Origin of the sequence: Roseateles toxinivorans, assembly GCF_004362525.1 — a bacterium.
Classification (GTDB): domain Bacteria; phylum Pseudomonadota; class Gammaproteobacteria; order Burkholderiales; family Burkholderiaceae_C; genus Paucibacter; species Paucibacter toxinivorans.
The window spans coordinates 365,472-384,751 of record NZ_SNXS01000002.1; the positions used below are offsets into that span (position 1 = coordinate 365,472).

The 19,280-nt window shown below is 67.8% G+C and carries 18 protein-coding genes; 11 read left to right on the top strand and 7 right to left on the bottom strand.

Annotated features, from left to right (window positions below; translation table 11 throughout):
* Positions 1–2: 2 nt before the first annotated feature.
* The 4 genes from DES47_RS07415 to DES47_RS07430 all read right to left on the bottom strand — a co-directional run bounded on the left by DES47_RS07415 (position 3) and on the right by DES47_RS07430 (position 6,039).
* Positions 3–1,265 (bottom strand): acyl-CoA dehydrogenase family protein, encoded by a 1,263-nt coding sequence (locus DES47_RS07415; protein WP_133700776.1) that lies wholly within the window; start codon positions 1,263–1,265, stop codon positions 3–5.
* Between the two features lie 55 nt (positions 1,266–1,320).
* Positions 1,321–2,055, bottom strand: coding sequence for a histidine phosphatase family protein (locus tag DES47_RS07420; RefSeq protein ID WP_133700042.1), 735 nt, complete (start codon positions 2,053–2,055; stop codon positions 1,321–1,323).
* 93 nt (positions 2,056–2,148) lie between these two features.
* A complete protein-coding gene (locus DES47_RS07425; protein WP_133700777.1) occupies positions 2,149–4,143 on the bottom strand; it encodes a cation:proton antiporter domain-containing protein in 1,995 nt (664 codons plus the stop codon).
* Between the two features lie 27 nt (positions 4,144–4,170).
* The gene (locus DES47_RS07430; RefSeq protein WP_208114931.1) at positions 4,171–6,039 is read right to left on the bottom strand and encodes an alpha/beta hydrolase family protein; all 1,869 of its coding nucleotides are present in this window, start codon (positions 6,037–6,039) and stop codon (positions 4,171–4,173) included.
* Between the two features lie 304 nt (positions 6,040–6,343).
* On the opposite strand from DES47_RS07430, the gene DES47_RS07435 reads away from it, so the two are divergent.
* Entirely contained in the window at positions 6,344–7,324 is a 981-nt protein-coding gene (locus DES47_RS07435; RefSeq protein ID WP_133700044.1) for a hypothetical protein, read from the top strand.
* A gap of 163 nt (positions 7,325–7,487) precedes the next feature.
* On the top strand, positions 7,488–8,759 hold the full coding sequence (locus tag DES47_RS07440) for a Glu/Leu/Phe/Val family dehydrogenase (protein ID WP_133700045.1): 1,272 nt from the start codon (positions 7,488–7,490) through the stop codon (positions 8,757–8,759).
* A gap of 65 nt (positions 8,760–8,824) precedes the next feature.
* Here DES47_RS07440 and DES47_RS07445 read toward each other — a convergent pair whose 3' ends face one another.
* Together DES47_RS07445 and DES47_RS07450 are read right to left on the bottom strand one after the other, a co-directional pair.
* The gene (locus DES47_RS07445; RefSeq protein ID WP_133700046.1) at positions 8,825–9,199 is read right to left on the bottom strand and encodes a ribbon-helix-helix domain-containing protein; all 375 of its coding nucleotides are present in this window, start codon (positions 9,197–9,199) and stop codon (positions 8,825–8,827) included.
* Positions 9,200–9,229: 30 nt separating this feature from the next.
* Positions 9,230–9,811 carry a DJ-1/PfpI family protein gene (locus DES47_RS07450; protein ID WP_133700047.1) on the bottom strand — a complete coding sequence of 194 codons (582 nt, stop codon included), beginning with the start codon at positions 9,809–9,811 and terminating at the stop codon, positions 9,230–9,232.
* 126 nt (positions 9,812–9,937) lie between these two features.
* On the opposite strand from DES47_RS07450, the gene DES47_RS07455 reads away from it, so the two are divergent.
* The 6 genes from DES47_RS07455 to DES47_RS07480 all read left to right on the top strand — a co-directional run bounded on the left by DES47_RS07455 (position 9,938) and on the right by DES47_RS07480 (position 16,156).
* Positions 9,938–10,927 carry a KpsF/GutQ family sugar-phosphate isomerase gene (locus tag DES47_RS07455; RefSeq protein ID WP_133700048.1) on the top strand — a complete coding sequence of 330 codons (990 nt, stop codon included), beginning with the start codon at positions 9,938–9,940 and terminating at the stop codon, positions 10,925–10,927.
* Between the two features lie 2 nt (positions 10,928–10,929).
* Positions 10,930–11,508 carry a KdsC family phosphatase gene (locus tag DES47_RS07460; protein WP_133700049.1) on the top strand — a complete coding sequence of 193 codons (579 nt, stop codon included), beginning with the start codon at positions 10,930–10,932 and terminating at the stop codon, positions 11,506–11,508.
* Positions 11,508–12,188 carry an LPS export ABC transporter periplasmic protein LptC gene (gene lptC, locus DES47_RS07465; protein WP_133700050.1) on the top strand — a complete coding sequence of 227 codons (681 nt, stop codon included), beginning with the start codon at positions 11,508–11,510 and terminating at the stop codon, positions 12,186–12,188. Before DES47_RS07460 ends, lptC begins: the two co-directional genes overlap by 1 nt.
* On the top strand, positions 12,185–12,970 hold the full coding sequence (locus DES47_RS07470) for an SDR family oxidoreductase (protein ID WP_133700051.1): 786 nt from the start codon (positions 12,185–12,187) through the stop codon (positions 12,968–12,970). The genes lptC and DES47_RS07470 overlap by 4 nt, the downstream gene beginning before the upstream one ends.
* Positions 12,971–13,120: 150 nt before the next feature.
* Entirely contained in the window at positions 13,121–15,454 is a 2,334-nt protein-coding gene (locus tag DES47_RS07475) for a carbohydrate binding family 9 domain-containing protein (RefSeq protein ID WP_133700052.1), read from the top strand.
* A gap of 132 nt (positions 15,455–15,586) precedes the next feature.
* Positions 15,587–16,156, top strand: a complete 570-nt coding sequence (locus DES47_RS07480; protein WP_208114932.1) for a DUF2062 domain-containing protein — start codon at positions 15,587–15,589, stop codon at positions 16,154–16,156.
* A 66-nt stretch (positions 16,157–16,222) separates the two neighbouring features.
* Here DES47_RS07480 and DES47_RS07485 read toward each other — a convergent pair whose 3' ends face one another.
* Positions 16,223–16,705, bottom strand: a complete 483-nt coding sequence (locus DES47_RS07485) for an RNA recognition motif domain-containing protein (RefSeq protein WP_133700054.1) — start codon at positions 16,703–16,705, stop codon at positions 16,223–16,225.
* 203 nt (positions 16,706–16,908) lie between these two features.
* Between DES47_RS07485 and DES47_RS07490 the strand changes: the two genes are divergently transcribed.
* From DES47_RS07490 to DES47_RS07500, 3 genes are read left to right on the top strand one after another with little or no spacing between them, the layout of a single operon-like run.
* Entirely contained in the window at positions 16,909–17,823 is a 915-nt protein-coding gene (locus DES47_RS07490; RefSeq protein WP_133700055.1) for a hypothetical protein, read from the top strand.
* 2 nt (positions 17,824–17,825) lie between these two features.
* Positions 17,826–18,599, top strand: a complete 774-nt coding sequence (locus DES47_RS07495) for a helical backbone metal receptor (RefSeq protein ID WP_133700056.1) — start codon at positions 17,826–17,828, stop codon at positions 18,597–18,599.
* 30 nt (positions 18,600–18,629) lie between these two features.
* On the top strand, positions 18,630–19,271 hold the full coding sequence (locus DES47_RS07500) for a MarC family protein (RefSeq protein ID WP_133700057.1): 642 nt from the start codon (positions 18,630–18,632) through the stop codon (positions 19,269–19,271).
* Positions 19,272–19,280: the final 9 nt, after the last annotated feature.

The window sequence follows — 19,280 nt, forward strand, 5'->3', positions numbered from 1 at the left end:
GATCAGAAGCCCCGCGTCACCGGCATGCTGACCTTGTCGCCAGGAATCTGCATATGGCGCGCCAGCTCCAGCTTGGCCAGCGAGTAGCGGTGCACCTCGTCCGGACCGTCGGCCAGGCGCAGGGTGCGCTGGTGGGCCCACATCATGGCCAGCGGCGTGTCATCGCTGACGCCCATGCCGCCGTACATCTGTATCGCCCAGTCGATCACCTTCAGTGCGACATTGGGCGCAACGATCTTGATCATCGCGATCTCGGCCTTGGCGACCTTGTTGCCCACCGTGTCCATCATGTAGGCGGCCTTCAGGGTCAAGAGGCGGGCCTGCTCGATGCTGCAGCGGGCCTCGGCAATGCGCTCGTGGCTGACGCCCTGCTGGGCCAGGGTCTTGCCGAAGGCGGTGCGGCTCATCGCCCGCGTGCACATCAGCTCCAGCGCCCGCTCGGCGGCGCCGACCGATCGCATGCAGTGGTGGATGCGGCCCGGGCCGAGGCGGCCCTGGGCGATCTCGAAGCCGCGGCCGTCGCCGAGCAGGATGTTGCCGGCCGGCACGCGCACATTCTTCAGCTCGATTTCCATATGACCGTGCGGCGCATCGTCATAGCCGAACACGCTCAGCGGTCGCTTGATCGTGATGCCCGGGGTGTTGGCCGGCACCAGTACCATGGACTGCTGCTCGTGGCGGCCGGCCTCGAGATTGGTCTTGCCCATCACGATATAGATCTTGCAGCGCGGGTCGCCGGCGCCGGACGACCACCACTTGGTGCCGTTGATGACCAACTCGTCTCCGATCCGCTCCATCCGGCATTCGATATTGGTCGCGTCGCTGGAGGCCACCGCCGGCTCGGTCATCAAGAAGGCCGAGCGGATCTCGCCACGCAGCAGTGGCTCCAGCCATTCGGTCTTCTGTGCCTCGGTGGCATAGCGCTCCAGCGTTTCCATATTGCCGGTGTCGGGCGCCGAGCAATTGAAGACCTCGGCGGCCCAGCTGACGCGGCCCATGATCTCGCACAGCGGCGCGTATTCCAGATTCGTCAGGCCTTCGGGCGCGCGCTTGGAGCTGGGCAGGAACAGATTCCACAGGCCGGCGGCGCGGGCCTTGGGCTTGAGTTCCTCGATCAGCTCGGTCGGAATCCAGGCATTGCCCTTGGCGCGGTTGGCGGCCACTTCTTCATGGAAGCGGCGCTCGTTCGGGTAGATGTGTTCATCAAAGAAGGCCAGCAGGCGCTGCTGCATGTCCTTGACCTTGGGGCTGTAGTCGAAGTTCATCATCTTGTGTCCTTGCAAGGCGCGTGGCCTGGGGGTGAGTGGGTGCGGGCGACGGTCAACGCTCGCTGCGGTACTGCAGATACTGGGCGAGCAACGCTTCCATCGTGGTGTGGCGCGTATGCGTGTGCAGCGGATGCTGGGGCGAGAAATTGACGACGCGCACCAGCCAGTCGGCCGGCGCCTCGCCGACATCGAGCACATTGATGCAGGCCGGCGCCTGCACCAGGCTGCCCAGCATCATCCGGCCGCCACCGCTCATCGCGTGCGACAGCACGGCGGCATTGACCACGCCATGCAGCACCAGCAGCGCGCTGTCCCAGTCGGTCTGCGCGCGCAGCTTGCTGATGGCCGGCAGCACGCGGTCCAGCAGTTCGGCGATCGATTCGCCATTCAGGAATCGTTGGTCCTCGCGCAGCAGGCCATGGCTGAGGCCGTTGAAGGCCTGCTGGATCTGCTCGCGGGGGATATCGGCCAGGCGCCCGCCGCGTATCTCCTGCAGCTCGGGCCAGATCTCGGGCGTCAAGGTCTCGGCCAGACCGGCGTGCTCCAGTACCAGCGCCGCCGTCTGCACCGTGCGCGGCAGGCCGCTGACGATGACGCGATCAAAGCGCACGCCGTCCTGCTTGAACTGCAAACCGGCGGCGATCGCCTGCGCCCGGCCCTCCTCGTTCAGCGGCACTTCCTCGGGCAACACCGGCCGGCCGGTGGCATCGAAGTAGGTGACGGCGCCATGGCGCATCAGGTAGATGCGGCGCCGCGGGGCTTTGGAGTCGGTGGGTGAAGAAGACATGGTGGCGTGAAGCTCTGTGCGCAGTGTGGGCCATGCGCGCCGCTGCGGGTGTCACCCAGGCGGCACCGGGCATCAAGTTTTCTCTCGCCGGGCTCAGCCTTTGAGCAGCTTGTCCTCTGCCAAGGCCAGCGCCTCCGGCTGACCCGACAGCACCAGCGTGTCGCCACCACCGAGCACCAGCGCATCGGTGGCCTGCAGCACCGCGCCATTGGCGCGCCGCACCGAGACCACGGCCACGCCCACCGCGTGCAGTGCCAGGGCCAAGAGCGGCTCGCCGGCATGGGCGCTGGCCACGGGCAGGGTGACGCTGAGCAGGCGGGCCTGCTGGCGTTCCTCGCCGGTGTCGTCATCGGCGCCATGAAAATACCCGCGCAGCAGGCCGTAGCGCGCATCGCGGGCATCGCGGGTCAGGCGGATCACGCGGCGCATGGGCACGCCGACCAGGGCCAGCGCGTGGCTGGCCAGCATCAGTGAGCCCTCGATGGCCTCGGGCACGACCTCGGTGGCGCCGGCGGCGCGCAGGCGCTCCAGATCGGTGTCGTCGATGGTCCTCACGACCACCGGCACCTGCGGCGCATGCTCGCCGACCAGCTTCAGTATCTTCAAGGCCGAGGCCGTGTCGGGATAGCTGACCACCACCGCGCTGGCCCGCGCCAGGCCGGCAGCCATCAGGCTTTGCAGCCGGGCGGCGTCACCGAACACGACGCTCTGGCCGGCGGCGGCGGCCTGGCGCACGCGGTCGGGGTCCAGGTCCAGCGCCATATAGGGGATGTGCTCGCCCTCCAGCAGCCGCGCCAGGTTCTGCCCGCTGCGGCCATAGCCGCAGATGATGACGTGGGCCTGGGCCTTGATCGATTTCTTGGCGATGGTGGTCAGCGCCACCGACTGCATCAGCCAGTCGGTGCTGGACAGGCGCATCACGATGCGGTTGCTGTACATGATCAGGAAGGGCGTGGCCAGCATCGACAGCACCATGCTGGCCAGCACCGGGCTGACCCAATGCGGCGCGATCAACTTGTTGTCCAGGCCCAGGGTCAGGAGCACGAAGCCGAACTCGCCGGCCTGGGCCAGATAGAGGCCGGTGCGTATGGCCACGCCCGGCTGCGCGCCGAAGATCCGCGCCAGACCGGCGATCAGCACCGCCTTGGCCACGATGGGCAGGCTGGTGAGCAGCAGCACCAGCAGCCAGTTGTCCATCACCGGCCGCCAGTCCAGCCGCATGCCTATGGTGATGAAGAACAGACCCAGCAGCACATCGTGGAAGGGCCGGATATCGGTCTCGACCTGGTGCTTGTACTCGGTCTCGGCGATCAGCATGCCGGCGATGAAGGCGCCCAGCGCCAGCGACAGGCCGGCCAGCTCGGTCAGCCAGGCCAGACCCAACGTGACCAGCAGCAGGTTGAGGATGAACAGCTCCTCGGTCTTGCGCCGCGCCACCAGGGTCAGCCACCAGCGCATCGCCTTCTGCCCACCGACCAGCAGCACGCCCAGCAGCACCACCGCCTTGACACCGGCCCACAGCAGCGAGGTGGCCAGCGCCTCGCCGCTGGAGTTCAGCGCCGGTATCAGCACCAGGAGCGGCACCACGGCCAAGTCCTGGAACAGCAGCACGCCCATCACTCGCTTGCCGTGTTCGCTCTCCAGCTCCAGCCGCTCGGCCATCAGCTTGACGACGATGGCCGTGCTGCTCATCGCCATCGCCGCGCCCAGCACCAGGGCGCCCTGCCATTGCAGCTCCCAGGCCTGGCCCAGCCAGGCAAAGGCGAGAATCAGCAGGACGTTGCCGGCGATGGCGCCGCAGACCGTCAGCAGCACCTGCATCAGGCCGAGGCCGAACACCAGCTGGCGCATGCTGTAGAGCTTGGGCAGATTGAACTCCAGCCCGATCACGAACATCAGGAACACGACACCGAACTCGGCCAGATGGTTCATGCCGGTCGAGTCGCCGGCCAGGGCCAGCGCGTTCGGACCAATCAGCACGCCCACCGCCAGATAGCCCAGCATCGCCGGCAGCTTCAGCAGTCGGCAGACGACCACGCCCAGCACCGCAGCGATCAGATACAACAGGGCCAGTTCGAGGGACGTCACCATGGGCCCGATGGTAACCAGCCCCGCTCAGGGCGGCGCGCTGGCGGCGGCGGGAGGTGTGCCGATGTGGGTGTCGAGGAAGCGGATCAGCGCGGCGTCGAACTTGTACAGATTACGCAGCAGCCGGATGCTGTGGCCCTCGTTCTCCAGCTCCAGCCATTCGTAGGGCTTCTTGTGGAGATCCAGCGCCTTCATCATCCGCTGGCTGTGGCCGACGGGCACGCGCCTGTCGCGATCGCCATGGGCGATCAGCAATGGCGCCTGGATGCGCTGCGCATGCTTCAGTGGCGAGACCTGGTCCAGCCGCGCCGGGTCCTGCACGCCGAGGTGAAAGCGCATCAGCTCCCGCGAGGCCTTGTCGGCGTTGGTGTCGGACCAGTCGGTCAGCCGCTCGCCGATGTCGGAGACGCCCGACAGCGTGACGGCGCAGCGATAGAGCTGCGGCGTCTTGATCAGCCCCCACAGTGCCGCATAGCCGCCATAGCTGGCGCCGTAGATGCAGATGCGCCGGGGGTCGGCAATACCCTGGCTTATCAGGTGCTCCACGCCGGCGCTGATGTCGTCCTGCATGGCCAGGCCCCACTGGCCGTTGCCGGCCTGCTCGAAGCTCTTGCCGAAGCCGGCCGAGCCGCGGAACTGCGGCTGGAACACCACATAGCCGCGCGTGGCCAGCAGCTGCACTTCGGCATTCCAGCCCCAGTGGTCGCGCGCCGCAGGGCCGCCATGCACCACGACCACCATGGGCCGGGGCCCAGCCGCGCCGGCGGGGCGCGTCAGATAGGCCGGGATGCTCAGCCCGTCGGGGGCGGCGTAGCGGATCACCTCCATCGGCCGCATCTGCGCCGGCTGGATCTGCGGCGCGGCCTCCAGCAGCAGGCGCATGCCCATCGTGCGGCTGTCCAGCAGAAACCAGCGCCCGGGGTCGACATCGGCATAGGAGAACACCAGCACGCGGCCCTGGGGGTCGCCGCTGAGCTGGTTCACGTGGCCGGGCATGGCCTCGTCGACCGCCTTTTGCAGCCCGGCCCAGCGGCCGTTGAACCAGTGTCGCTGCGGCTTCATGCCGTGGGTGACCACACTTTCGTACTGGCCGGACTGCAGCTCATCCAGCACGTAAAGGTCTTCGGTCGGATGGCCGGCCAGCATCTCGCCCAGCTTGCCTTGCACCGGGTCATAGGCGAATACGGCATAGGTCTCGCGGCCCTGGCGCGACAGCACGATCAGCCGGTTGTCGGCAGTCTCGGCGGCCAGCGGCCGCCAGGTGTCATCGGTGACCTTGAAGTCGAGCAGCTTCTCCCAGCGCTCGGTCAGCGGCGAGCGATACCAGTGCGACAGCTGGGCGGTGTCGGCCCAGAAGCCGGCGCTGGACATCGTCACCGCGCGCAACTCGCCCTGCTCGTCGAAGGCCCAGCGCGTGGGCTTGCCCGACATCGGCACGCTCAGCCTTTGACGGCGGCCGGTGCGGGCGTCGACCCGGGCCACCTCCTCATGGTCCTCGTCCTCGAACACCAGCACCAGCGGCGATTCCGGCTCATTGGCCAAGGCCTTGCCGATCACCGCGGCGCCGAGCCGCCGGACCAGCTTGCCGTCAAGGTCGCGTGCCTCGGCTTCCAGGCCGTAGTCGATGGCCATCAGCTCGCTGTTGATCCAGCGTACCTGTCGGGGCTCTTTGTAGTAGCGGGAGCTGCCGTAGTTGGCCCATCGGCCGCTGTCCACCCGCCGCCGTTTGAGGCTCTCGGTATCGATCAGGGTCAGCCCGCCTACGCCTTCGGTGGCGATGGCTGCCACATACCGTCCATCCGGCGAGATCGCCGCCTGCAGCACTCTCGGCGGCATGACCGCCATTGACAGCGACAGCGGCTCATCGGCCGCGCGGGCCGCGCCTACAGCGCACATGAGTATCGAGACGAGCGCAGCGAATGCGCCTCGGGTCTTGCGAAGCATGGAACACCTCCCCCTTGCCGGACTTCTTTGATCCGTGAAAGCTGCCCCGATTATGTCGGGCCGGCGCAGGGGGCTTGGCGTGACTTCAGGGCGGCGCGCTGCCCAACGGGGGCGGGGGCCTGCTTATTCCGCGGACCGCAAAAGAAAGGCCTTGGCCCGATCCGGATTGACGCCAGTCAACGCCGCTGCGATGGCACGGGCCTAAGGTGCCCATACCCATGACCCGTCGGCCAAGGGTGATCCCGGAGGACATTCCATGAGCACCGCCGCCACGCCGCCCGCCAGCGCTCCCGCCGCTCCGGCTCCCGACAGCACCGGCAAGCCGGGGCAGGCCGTGTTCGCGCTGCGGGTCGTCCGGGAAGACGGTTCGGAGTTTTCCGGCGAGCGACGATTCGACCCGACCCAGCAGGACGCCCGAGACATCGTCTTCGATCTGCAACTGCGCGAGGGCGGCCCGCAGCCCACCAAGGACGAGATGGATCTGTATGCCGCTATCGGCCGCGTGCATGACGTGCTGACCGAGCTCTATCCCTCGTCGGCGGATGGCAGCGAGAAGCGCTTCCGGCAGCACTTCGTCAGCCTCTTCTACCTGGCCCGGTTGGCGCTCGAAGGCGACAGCCTTGACCGTGGCAAGACCCGCGGTGGACGTCTCGCAGTGGAGCTGGCGCGCAACGAGCTCAAGCGGATCGAGGACGAGTTGATCGATGACGAGGAGGGGCGCATCAAGAACCAGCATCTGCGCGAACTGGCGCTCTGGGGTACCCGGTTCTCCGTGCCTCTTGCTCTGGCCTATCTGCTGCTGCAGACGAGCCGGTCGGGTGACCTGCTGCACCGCCTGCTGAGTTCGCTGCAGATCTATCCGTCGGTGATGGCTAACTATCTGGTGCTTTGGGTGGGCTGCTTCGTCGGCGTGGGCCTGTCCTACGCCTACCGCAAACCCCGTCTGGCGCTGGAGGACTTGGTCAGGCTGGACGCCGACCGCCTGAACGTGCCGACGCGACTGGCCCTGGCCGGCCTGTCCACCATGCTGCTGGTCATGCTCAGTGCCTTCGGCGTGTTCGACATCACGATCGGCGCGTCAAGCAAGTTGTCCAGCCTGTCGGTCGATGGCCAGGGCTCGGCGATGCTGGCCTTTGCGGTTGGTGCCATCTGCGGCATCAGCGAGCTGGCCCTCTCGGGCGCCTTGAGCGGCAAACTCAAGAGCGTGATACCGGGCGGGAAGTCTGCGCCGCCTTGAGTATTGCTGCACGCGGCACCCGGCTTTGACTCAAGTCGGAGTGGCGATTGGGCACCTTATGCACAAGCCGCATAGCCGCATGTGAACACGGCTTTGGAAACGCTGGCATGCCGAACCCGGTTCGCGATACCGTTCGCGCCACCGAAAAGTTACGGAGCATTACATGCCCAATCTGTCCTTCGTTTCCCCCACGCGCAACAGTCCCTGGGGCACCTATCTGTCTCAGATCGACGCCGTCGAGCCGTACCTCGGCCATCTGGCACGCTGGGTGGAAACGCTGCGCCGGCCCAAGCGCGCCCTGATAGTCGATGTGCCGATCGAACTCGACAACGGCACCATCGCCCACTATGAGGGCTACCGCGTCCAGCACAGCCTGACCCGCGGCCCGGGCAAGGGCGGCGTGCGCTACCACCCGGACGTCACGCTCGAAGAAGTGATGGCCCTGTCGGCCTGGATGACGATCAAGAACGCCGCGGTCAACCTGCCCTACGGCGGCGCCAAGGGTGGCATCCGGCTCGACCCGAAGCAGCTGTCGCTGAAGGAACTGGAAAAAGTTACACGCCGGTACACCAGCGAGATCGGCATCATCATCGGCCCGCAGCAGGACATCCCGGCCCCCGACGTCAACACCAACGGCCAGATCATGGCCTGGATGATGGACACCTATTCGATGAACACCGGCGCCACGGCCACCGGCGTCGTCACCGGCAAGCCGATCCCGCTGGGCGGCTCGCTGGGCCGTGTGCAGGCCACCGGCCGCGGCGTGTTCGTGATCGGCCGCGAGGCCATGCGCCGCCTCAACGTGCCGCTGGAAGGCGCCCGTGTGGCCGTGCAGGGCTTCGGCAACGTGGGCTCGATCGCAGCCAAGCTGTTCGCCGCCAATGGCGCGAAGATCGTGGCCGTGCAGGATCACACCGGCACGATCCTGAACCACTCGGGCATGGACATGCAGAACCTGCTCGACCATGTGGCCAGGACCGGCGGCGTCGGCGGCTTTGCCGGCGCCGACTCGATAGCCGACGAGAACTTCTGGGATGTGAAGAGCGACGTGTTGATCCCGGCCGCGCTGGAGGGGCAGATCACCGCCGAGCGCGCCCATCGCATCTCGACCCGCGTGGTGCTGGAAGGCGCCAACGGCCCGACCACCCCCGACGGCGACCAGGTGCTGGCCGACCGCGGCATCATCGTCGTGCCCGACGTGATCGCCAACTCGGGCGGCGTGACCGTGTCCTACTTCGAATGGGTGCAGGACTTCTCGTCCTTCTTCTGGACCGAGGACGAGATCAACGTCCGCCTGGACAAGATCATCACCGGCGCCTTCAAGCACATCTGGGACACCTCGGAACAGCACCGTATCACGCTGCGCACCGCGGCCTTCGTGGTGGCCTGCACGCGGGTGCTGCAGGCGCGCGAGGAGCGGGGTCTGTATCCCTGATAGACGTGTAGCCCGGATGCAATCCGGGGGCTTTGCCATCGCTTGCCCCCGGATTGTCATCCGGGCTACAGACTGAGCCGCTCCAGCGGCTTGTGCCAGCTCGGCGGCAGGTCCTGCAACACCCGCCCTGCCTCCAGCGAGCGTATCGGCACGCCAAGGTCGGTCGGGATGCGCTGGCGCGCCTGCAGCGCCATGTAACGCAGGGCGCTGACGCGCAGGAAGGAGGCGAAATTGCCTACGGCGCCACGCGCTTGCACCAACTCGTCGTAGAGCTTCTCGATCAGCTGGGTGACGCCCATGCCGTCGCGGGCGCCGATCTCCTCCAGCACCTCCCAGTGCAGGTTTTCCAGCCGTATGCTGGTGATCACCCCGTGCAGCCGCACCGAGCGCGTGCGCGACTCGTAGGACTCGGGGTTGGCGCTGATGAAGACTTCGCACATGGCAAACCTCCTGTTGAACGGATTCTGCCGTCAATAGGTGATGCGCGTCCCAAGCACCGCCAGGAACTGGGCGATCCAGGCCGGGTGGGCGGGCCAGGCCGGCGCGGTCACCAGCTTGCCATCGGTCACCGCCTGATCGACCGGAATGTCGGCATAGCTGGCGCCGGCCAGCTCGACCTCGGCGGCACAGGCCGGGTAGGCCGACACGCGCTTGCCGCGTATCACGCCGGCGGCGGCCAGCAGCTGGGCGCCGTGGCAGATCGCGGCGACCGGCTTGTCGGCTTGGATGAAGTGCTGGACGATGGCAATCACGCCGGGCATGGTGCGCATGTACTCGGGTGCGCGGCCGCCGGGGATCACCAGGCCGTCGTAGTCGGCCGGCTTGATGTCGGCGAAGCTGGCGTTCAAGACGAAGCGGTGGCCGGGCTTCTCGGAATAGGTCTGGGCGCCCTCGAAGTCGTGGACGGCGGTCATCACGTAGTCGCCGGTCGCCTTGCCCGGGCAGACGGCATGCACCGTGTGGCCCACGGCCTGCAGGGCCTGGAAGGGCACCATGATCTCGTAGTCCTCGACGTAGTCGCCGGCCAATAGCAGCAGTTTCTTTGCGCTCATGCTTGTCTCCTGGTGAGGGTGGGGTGGCGCTTGTTGCAGCGCCTGGGGCCCATTGTGGAAACGGCGGGCGCCGGGCGGGTAACAGCCGGCTATATCCGGGCTTGCCGGCGCCGCTACACTGCCCGCATGACCGAATCCCCGCCCTTCGACGCCGCCCGCGCGGTGTCCGTCGCCCAGCGCGCCCTGCAGATCGAGGCCGCGGCGCTGACCGAGCTGTCGCCCCGCCTCGGCGAGGCCTTTGCCGCCGCCGTGCAGGCGGTGCTGGCCTGCAGCGGCCGCGTCGCCGTGATGGGCATGGGCAAGAGTGGCCATGTGGGCCGCAAGATTGCCGCCACCCTGGCCTCCACCGGCACGCCGTCGCTGTTCGTCCATCCGGCCGAGGCCAGCCATGGCGACCTGGGCATGGTGACCGGCAAGGACATCGTGCTGGCCCTGTCGAACTCCGGCGAGAGCGACGAGCTCAACGCCATCCTGCCGGTGCTCAAGCGCCTGGGCGTGCCGGTGATCGCGATGACCGGCCGCGCCGATTCCAGCCTCGCCCGGCACGCCACCCTGGTGCTGGACAGCGCCGTGGCCGAGGAAGCCTGCCCGCTGCAACTGGCGCCTACCGCCAGCACGACCGCGCAGATGGCCCTGGGCGACGCGCTAGCCATGGCTCTGCTGGACGCGCGGGGCTTCAAGGCCGAGGACTTTGCCCGCTCCCACCCGGGAGGCGCGCTGGGCCGCAAGCTGCTGACCCATGTCCATGACCTGATGCGCAGCGGCGAGGCGCTGCCGCGCGTGGCCGCCGACACCCCGTTCACCGACATGATGCGCGAGATGTCGGCCAAGGCCCTGGGCCTGGCCATCGTCGTCGATGGGGACGACAGGGTGCAGGGTGTGTTCACCGACGGTGATCTGCGCCGCCTGGTCGAGAAGGGTCAGGACTTGCGTAATTTGCGTGCTGCCGATGTGATGCATGCCAGGCCGCGCATGGTGCGCGCGCAGGCGCTGGCCGTCGATGCCGCCGATCTGATGGAAGAGGCCCGCATCACCGTCGTGCTGGTGGTCGATGAGGCCGGCCAGCTGCAAGGCGCGCTGAGCATCAACGACCTGATGCGCGCCAAGGTGATCTGATCTTGAAACCTTCGCTGAGCTTTCCCCCCGAGCTGCTGCTCAAGGCCCAAGGCAGCGGCCTGGGCCTGAAGGCGGCCATCTTCGATGTCGACGGCGTGCTCACCGACGGCCGCATCTATATCGGCGAGCAGGGCGAGAGCTTCAAGGCCTTCTCCACGCTCGACGGCCATGGCCTGAAGCTGCTGGCCCAAGCCGGCATCACGCCCATCATCATCACCGGCCGTGATTCGCCGGCCGTGCGCCGCCGCGTCGCCGACCTCGGCCTGCAGCATGCCGTCTACGGCGCCAAGGACAAGCTGGCCGTGGCCACGCCGCTGCTGGCCCAGCTGGGCGTGTCATGGGATCAGGTCGCGGCGATGGGCGATGACTGGCCCGACCTGCCCCTGCTGACCCGCGCCGGCTTTGCCTGCGCCCCGCCGCAGGCCCATGCCGAGGTGCTGGCCGTGGCCCACCACGTGACCCGAGCCGCCGCCGGCCATGGCGCCGCCCGCGAGTGCTGCGACATCCTGCTGATGGCCTGCGGCCGCTATGGCGAGCTGTTCGCCGGCCATCTGGATACGCTGGACGGAGGCCCCGCCTGATGGCGGCGCTCGGCCCGATCGCGGCGCCGGCCACCCGTTTGCGGGCGCCGTCCTGGCTGTGCAGCCTGCAGGAGCTTTTCTCGGCCTACCTGCCCCTGGTCTTGATGAGCGTGCTGGCCCTGGGCACCTGGTGGCTGGTGAAGAACACGCCGCTGCCACAGGGCCCGACCGAGGCGGTGCCCAAGCGCCATGAGCCGGACTACCTGATGCAGGGATTCGACGTGCAGCGTTTCGACGCCAAGGGGGCGTTGCGCGTGCGTGTCTCCGGCCGCGAGATGCGTCACTACCCCGACACCGACACGCTGGAGATCGACGACGTGCTGGTGCATGCCATCGGCAAGGAGGGCAGCGTCATGATTGCCAAGGCCTTGCGCGGCATCAGCAATGCCGACGGCAGCGAGGTGCAGCTCGTCGGTGAGGTGCGCGTGCAGCGCTTTGTGCGCGACAAGGAGGGCGTGCTCGGTGCCGCGCCTCAGGTCGAGATCCAGGGCGAGTTCGTCCAGGCCTTTGTCGCGCTGGAGAAGCTGCGCTCCCATCTGCCGGTGCGCATCACCTACCCCGGCGGCGAGATGCGCGCCCAGACCCTGGACTACGACAACCTTAAGGGCCTGCTGGAGTTCAGCGGGCGCACGCGCATGCAGATGTCATCGCGGCCCAACAACGCGCGGCCGGGTCTATGAGCGGCGGCAATTCACCGCTGGTTTTCATCACCGGCGCCTCCAGCGGCATTGGCCAGGCCTTGGCCAAGACCTACTATCAGGCCGGCTGGCGCGTCGCCCTGGTGGCGCGGCGCAGCGCCGAGCTGCGCGAATGGGCGCAGGGTGCGGGCTTCGAGGCGGCGCGCCACGAGGTCTATGGCGCCGATGTGCGCGACGTGGCCGCCATCACCCAGGCCGGACGGGACTGCATCGCACGCCAGGGCCTGCCCGATGTGGTGATTGCCAACGCCGGCATCAGCGTTGGCATGGACACTGCCTTCGCCGAAGACCTGGAGGTGATGCGCTCAACCTTCGAGACCAACAACCTCGGCATGGCCGCCACCTTCCAGCCTTTCGTCACGCCGATGCGCGAGCGCGGCTCGGGCACGCTGGTGGGCATAGCCAGCGTGGCTGCCATCCGCGGCCTGCCGGGCCATGGCGCCTACTGCGCCAGCAAGGCGGCCGTGGTCAGCTATTGCGAGAGCCTGCGTGGTGAGTGCCGGCCCTCGGGCGTCAAGGTCGTGACCCTGCTGCCCGGCTATATCGCCACGCCGCTGACCAGCCAGAACCGCTACGGCATGCCCTTCCTGATGAAGGCCGATGACTTTGCCGAGCGGGCCTTTGCCGCCATCAGTGCCGGGGTCAGCTACCGGGTGATTCCCTGGCAGATGGGCGTCGTCGCCAAGCTGATGCGCGCGTTGCCCAATGCCTGGTTCGACCGCCTGCTGGCCGGGCGGCCGCGCAAGCACCGACGCGGCGAGTAGCTATACTCCGCCCGTTTCAATCTCCGCGGCACGCGCTGCAAGCAGGCTCCCATGGCCCAGGTCATTCATCCTTAGCGACTGCGCTCGCTCACATATGTATCGGTCGGCCCCCAACGGTCGGCCGCTCCCATGTCTGGATGATTGATTGCCATGAAACTGAACCCTCAAGCCTTGGCGCTGGGGCTGGCCTGGGCCGCTGGCGCCTGTGCCGCCGCCGAGCTGCCCTATCCCGCTGGCGCCCAACCGCAGGCGCTGCGCCTGCAGGCCGGTGATGTTGCACCACGCATCGACGGCCGGCTCGACGAAGCCATCTGGCAGCGTGCCCCGGTGCACGACGCCTTTTTGCAGCACCAGCCCGAAGACCGCCTGCCGGCGCCCATGCGCACGACCGTTCAGGTGGTGGCCGACGAGCACCATCTGATCTTCGGCATCCGCGCCTATGACCCACGGCCCGAGCTGATACGGGCCCAGCTGGCACGGCGCGACAACGTCAAGCGCGACCAGGATTTCGTGATGGTGGCGCTCGATGCGGTCGGCCAGCGCCGCTCGGCCCAGTTCGCGCGCATCAGCGCCGCCGGCGTGATTGCCGATGGCGTGTTCACCGCCGAGGACGATGGCGAGGACTATGCCCCCGACTTCGACCTCGAAGCCGCCGTGCAGCGCCTGCCAGATGGCTACAGCGTCGAGCTGCGCTGGCCGCTGGCCAGCCTGCGCTTCCCTTATGCCAACGGCGCGCCCTGGCGGCTGATGGTGGCGCGCAGCATCCCGCGTGAGGCGAGCCTGCTGCTGGTCAGCGCGCCGCTGACCAAGGACGCCCTGAGCTTCATCGCCGAGATGCAGGAGATCGGCGGCCTGGGCGATCTGGCCGAGCGGGTGCGCGAGCACAGCTTCCTGAACATCAGCCCCGAGCTGACCTGGCGCGCGACCCGCGACCGCGATGGCGCGCAGACGCGCAAGCAGAGCAAGTTCACGCTCGGTGCCGAGCTGAAATGGCGGCCGCGCGCCGACTGGGTGGTGGACGCCACCTTCAACCCCGACTTCTCCCAGGTCGAGCTGGACACACCGCAGCTGGCCGGCAACACCCGATTCGCACTGAGCGTGCCCGAGAAGCGGCCGTTCTTCCTCGAAAGCACCGATGTGATCGGCCTGGGCCAGGCCGTCGATCAGGGCGATGCGCGAGGTCTGGCGGCCTTCTATTCGCGTGCCATCACCGACCCCGAGTGGGGCGTGCGCAGCACCTGGCGCGGTGCCAATGCCGAGGCCACCGCTCTGAGCCTGCGCGATGCCGGTGGGGGGCAGATCTTGCGTGCCAGCGCCTATGGCACGGCCAGCCATGAGCAGGCCCGCGTGTCGCAGGCGACCTTTGCGCGCGGGCGCTGGCAAGCCGAGGCGCTGGGCCTGGGCGGGCTGGTGTCTTCGCGCGATTACGGCTCGGGCCAGAGCAATCGCGTGCTGGGCCTGGACGGCAGCTGGCGGGCCGGCGCGGAGGACCAGCTGCGCGGCCATGCGCTGTTCTCGCGCACCACGGCGGGCTTCGATGTGCAGGGCGCGCCGGTCGCCATCCGTGCCGAGACCGGGCACAAGCTCTGGCTGAGCTGGCGCCACTCCAGTGAGGACTGGGCCAATACCGCCCATATCGAGCAGATCAGCCCGAGATTCGCCAATGACAACGGCTTTGTCAGCCAGTCCGGCGTGCGCCAGGCCAGCCTGCAGCTGAACCGGCGCGTGGCACCGGAGTCGCTGGCACCGCTGGGCGAATGGTCGCGCTTCCAGGTTTTCGAGGCGGAATGGCAGCTGTTCCTGAAGCAGATCAGCACCGTGCGCGACGCCGCTCATGGTGTGCGTGCCGGCGAGGTGGTCGAGCGGCGCATCCATCCGGGTTTCTGGTTCGTGGCGGCGCGCAATACCGATGTGTGGGCGCACCTGAGCTTCGATCAGCAGCGTGCCAAGGCCGGTGGTGTGCTGCATCCGCTGCGCACCCTGAACTTCGGCTTCGGCAGCAACCCGGCACCCTGGCTCAGCTATCTGACCGGCGAGCTGGAGCTGGGCCGGCGCCTGGACGTCGAGGCCGACCGCGTCGGCCGCGGGGCCAATGTGTTGCTGGAGGCCAAGCTGCGCCTGCCGCTGCCGGGCCTGCCCACGCACTGGAGCCTGGAACTGGAGCAGCGGCTGGAGCAGGGCTTTGTGCGCCGCCCGCAGAGCGAGCGGGCCTTCACCGACCGCGCCGCCCGCACCCTGGCGGTGCTGCATATGAGCCCGCGCGACTCGGTGCGCGCCATCATGCAGAGCACCGGCTATCAGCGGCGCGCCGAGGCGGCGTTGGCGGAGGAGGATCTGCAGGGCCGCAGCCTGTCCCTGGTCTATCAGCATCGGCTGGGCCTGGGCCGCAGCTTCAGCGTCGGCGCGACGCGGGCCAGCGCCGAGCCGGGCCGGCAGCGCAACACCGAGTTGTTTGCCAAGGCGGTGCATACCTTCGAGCGTTGACGGGGCTTGAGATTGCGGGCCGGGGCATCGGTGGCGCGATACTCGGAGGGTTCTTGTAGTTCAGCGGCATCGCCGCATATATCTGATCTGCACCGATGTCGTGCCGCCATCGTTCTTCGAAAGTCCCCCCGCGTGCCCGCTAGCCGATTTGCCCGACGCATACTCCCCAGCCCCGAAACCCTGAGCCAAACCCCCGGCTTGCGCTGGCTCGGCCGCTATCTGGCCCACCGCCCCTGGTTGTGGGTCGCGCACAGGCGCAAAGTGGCTTTGGGTGCTGCGCTGGGTGTGGGTTTCGGGGTGTTTCCCGGGCCCGGCCAGATGGGCCTGGCGGCCGTGGCGGCCATCATCTGTCGCGCCAATGTGGCTTCGGCCGCCGCGGCGACCTGGTTGACCAACCCCTTCACCCTGGTGCCGATCTGGAGCCTGGCCATCACGCTGGGCTCCCTTGTACTGCCCCATGAGCCGGGCCAGACCCTGGTGCCCACCCTGGGCCTGGACTGGACCGATCCGGGCAGCTGGTGGGGCGCCATCAGTGCCTGGCTGCTGTCGCTGGGCAAGCCGCTGCTGGTGGGTCTGCCGCTGGCCGGCCTGGTGCTGGGGCTGCTGACCTACGCGATCGTTTATTTCGCCTGGTGGTTCTGGATCCGATTCGAGCGCCGCAGCCGTCTTCGCGCGCGCGCCGCCAGGGCGACCGGGCAATAAAAAAGGGTGCCTCTGGCACCCTTTTGTTTTTTGGCGGAGCGCTGATATCAGCGCTGCACTGGCAGATCAGTAACCGCCGCGGCCACCACCGCCGCCGCCGTAGCCGCCGCCACCGCCGGAACGGCCACCGCCGCCACCGCCGAAGCCGCCGCCACCGGAGCGGCCACCGCCGCCACCGAAGCCGCCGCCGCCGGAGCGACCACCGCCGCCACCGCCACCGAAGCCACCACCACCACCGCCGCCGCCGAAGCCGCCGCCACCGGAGCGACCACCGCCGCCACCGAAGCCGCCCGGACGCTCTTCACGAGGACGAGCCTCGTTCACAACGATGGCGCGGCCTTCCAGAGCCTGACCGTTCATGCCGTTGATAGCGGCTTGCGCTTCAGCGTCAGAACCCATTTCGACGAAGCCGAAACCCTTTGAGCGACCGGTGTCGCGATCCATCATGACCTTTGCGGAGGTCACAGTACCAAATTGGCCGAAAGACTCTTGCAGAGACTCATCACGCACGCTGTAAGCGAGGTTGCCGACGTAAAGCTTGTTTCCCATGGGGAAGCCCTTTCAATTCCAGATAACCATGTGGAGCTTCAACCCATCGTGAACCATTCAATCGACGGCGCGGCGTCCATACACAGACCTTGGATTATCAGTAAGCCACGGAACTGTGCAAAGTGAACTCACTGTGAGTGTTGTTTTTCAGCCTTTGGGGTAAACCAGGGGATTTCCATGGTGCTGCTTATCATCCATGCCAAATGCAGCCAAAAATCTCGCTCCACACCCTGAATCGCGTCCTGAACAGCCTGGAGGCGGTCCGCAACGGGCGGGCGCTATGGGCCTTGCTGGCCACCTTCTGCATGGCCGGGCTATTGCTGGCCATGGCCGAGTCTTCGCTGGCCAAGGCCGACGGGCCCTGGGGCGTGATCTGGGCCGGACTGGCGCTGACCACCGCCTTCTACGGCATCAACACCACCGGCCTGCTGATCATGGATCAGGCCCTGGGCCGGCCGGTGCGCGATGTGCAGGATGCCTTCACCGACGCGCTGGGCAGTGCCCATCGCGTGCTGCTGACCCTGCTCGTTGTTGTCCTGGGCGCCATCCTGGGCCTGGGACTGTTGCTGGGCCTGCTGTGGCTGGTGCGCCTGCCGGTGGTGGGCACGCCGTTGTTCGGCCTGCTGGTGCCGGTGGGCGTGGTGGCCCTTGGGGTCGCCTCGTTCACCGTGGCGGTGCTGGTCGGCCCGCTGACCGGGCCGTCTGTCTGGGCCGGCCAGGGCGTGCACGCGACGCTTCAGCTGCTGTGGCGGCATTGGCGCGGCGGCCTGCTCGATGTGGCCCTGCTGATGGGGGCGGTGCTGGTACTGACGGCCCTGGTCAGCGCCATCGTCACCTTTGTCGTGATGACCGGCGGCCGGGCGATGGCCCTGCTGGCGGTCTGGGTGGTGGGCATAGACCTGCCGCCGCAGCAGCTGATGGCCGGCCTGTTCGGCTATGGCCTTCGCAGCCTGGGCGCTGCCGGCGCGCCGGTGGCGGCCACGCCGCTGGGCATGGCGGCGGTGGTTGGCGGCGGCCTGGTGTTCGCGCTGGCCCTGGTGCTGCCGGGCCTGGTCTATCTGAGTGGCTGCTGTGCGGTCTATCTGTCCTTGAAGCCCGAAGAAGCCGACGCGCTGTGACGATGAGCCCGCCGCGCATCGCCAGCCTGGTGCCCAGCCTGACCGAGCTGCTGCTGGCGCTGGGCCTACGTCAGCATGTGGTGGCGCGCACCGGGTTTTGCATTCACCCGGCGGCGGAGGTGGTGGACATTCCGAAGGTAGGCGGCACAAAAGACGTGAATCTTGCCAAGCTGAAAGGCCTGGCGCCCACCCATGTGCTGGTCAATGTCGACGAGAACCGGCTGGAGACGGTGGCGGGCTTGCGCGAGTTCGTACCCGAGATCGTCGTCACCCACCCGCAAACGCCGCAGGACAATCTGACGCTGCTGGAGCAGATGGTGGCGCTGTTCGGTTACCTGCCAGGTGTCACCGAGCGTGCCGCGGCGCTGAGTGAACAGCTGCAGCGGGAACTGCAGGCCTGCGCCGTCCAGACCTGGCCCGAGCAACGGGTGCTCTACCTGATCTGGCGCGAGCCCTGGATGACGGTGGCCACCGACACCTATATCGCCCGCATGCTGGCCCAGGTGAACTGGCAGACCTGGCCGCAGGTGCTGGGTGGCCCGCATGGCGCGGCGCGCTACCCGGCGCTGACCGGCAACGAGCCCTGGCTGGCCGGCATGCAGCGCGTGCTGCTCAGCTCCGAGCCCTACGCCTTCAACGCCAGCCATCTGACGCTGGCTCAAGGGCTGTGCCCGCAGGCGACCGTGCAGCTGGTCGATGGCGAGCTGCTCAGCTGGTACGGCCCGCGGGCCGGCGCGGGATTGAAGTATTTGCGGGGGCTGGCAAGCCCGCAGTGACGGGGGCACGCCGCCGCCGCACAATCCGGCATGGACCTGTACAAACCCCTTGTCGCCCTGCTGGCCATCGTCAACCCGATTGGCGTGGTGCCCTTCTTCATCCACTTCACGCAGAACTTCACGCGGCAGCAGCGCCAGCAGACGATACGCGTCAGCGCCTTCACCGCCTTCTGCGTGATCGGCCTGAGCGCGCTGATGGGACTGAAGATCATCGAGTTCTTCGGCATCTCGCTGGCCTCGTTCCAGGTCGGCGGCGGCACGCTGCTCCTGATCAGCTCCCTGCAGATGCTCAACGCCCAGCCGGCCGAGGGGCGCAAGGAGGATGTCAGCGAAGGCGCGCATAAGGTCGATGCTGGCGCCAGTATTGCCGTGGTGCCGCTGACGATTCCGCTGCTGACCGGCCCGGCGACGATCTCGACCATGGTGATCTATGCCGAGAAGACCCGTCACTGGTGGGAGCTGGCCGTGCTGGTCGGCTATGGCGTGGTGGTGGCGCTGGTGACCTATCTGGTCTTCACCGCCTCGGGCCGCATCGCCAAGGCGCTGGGGCAGACCGGCATCAACATCATGACCCGCCTGATGGGTCTGATACTGGCCGCGCTGGCCGTGGAGCTGCTGGCCGATGGGCTGATCAAGCTCTTCCCGGTGCTGGCCTCCCACATCAACAACTGACCTGACAGG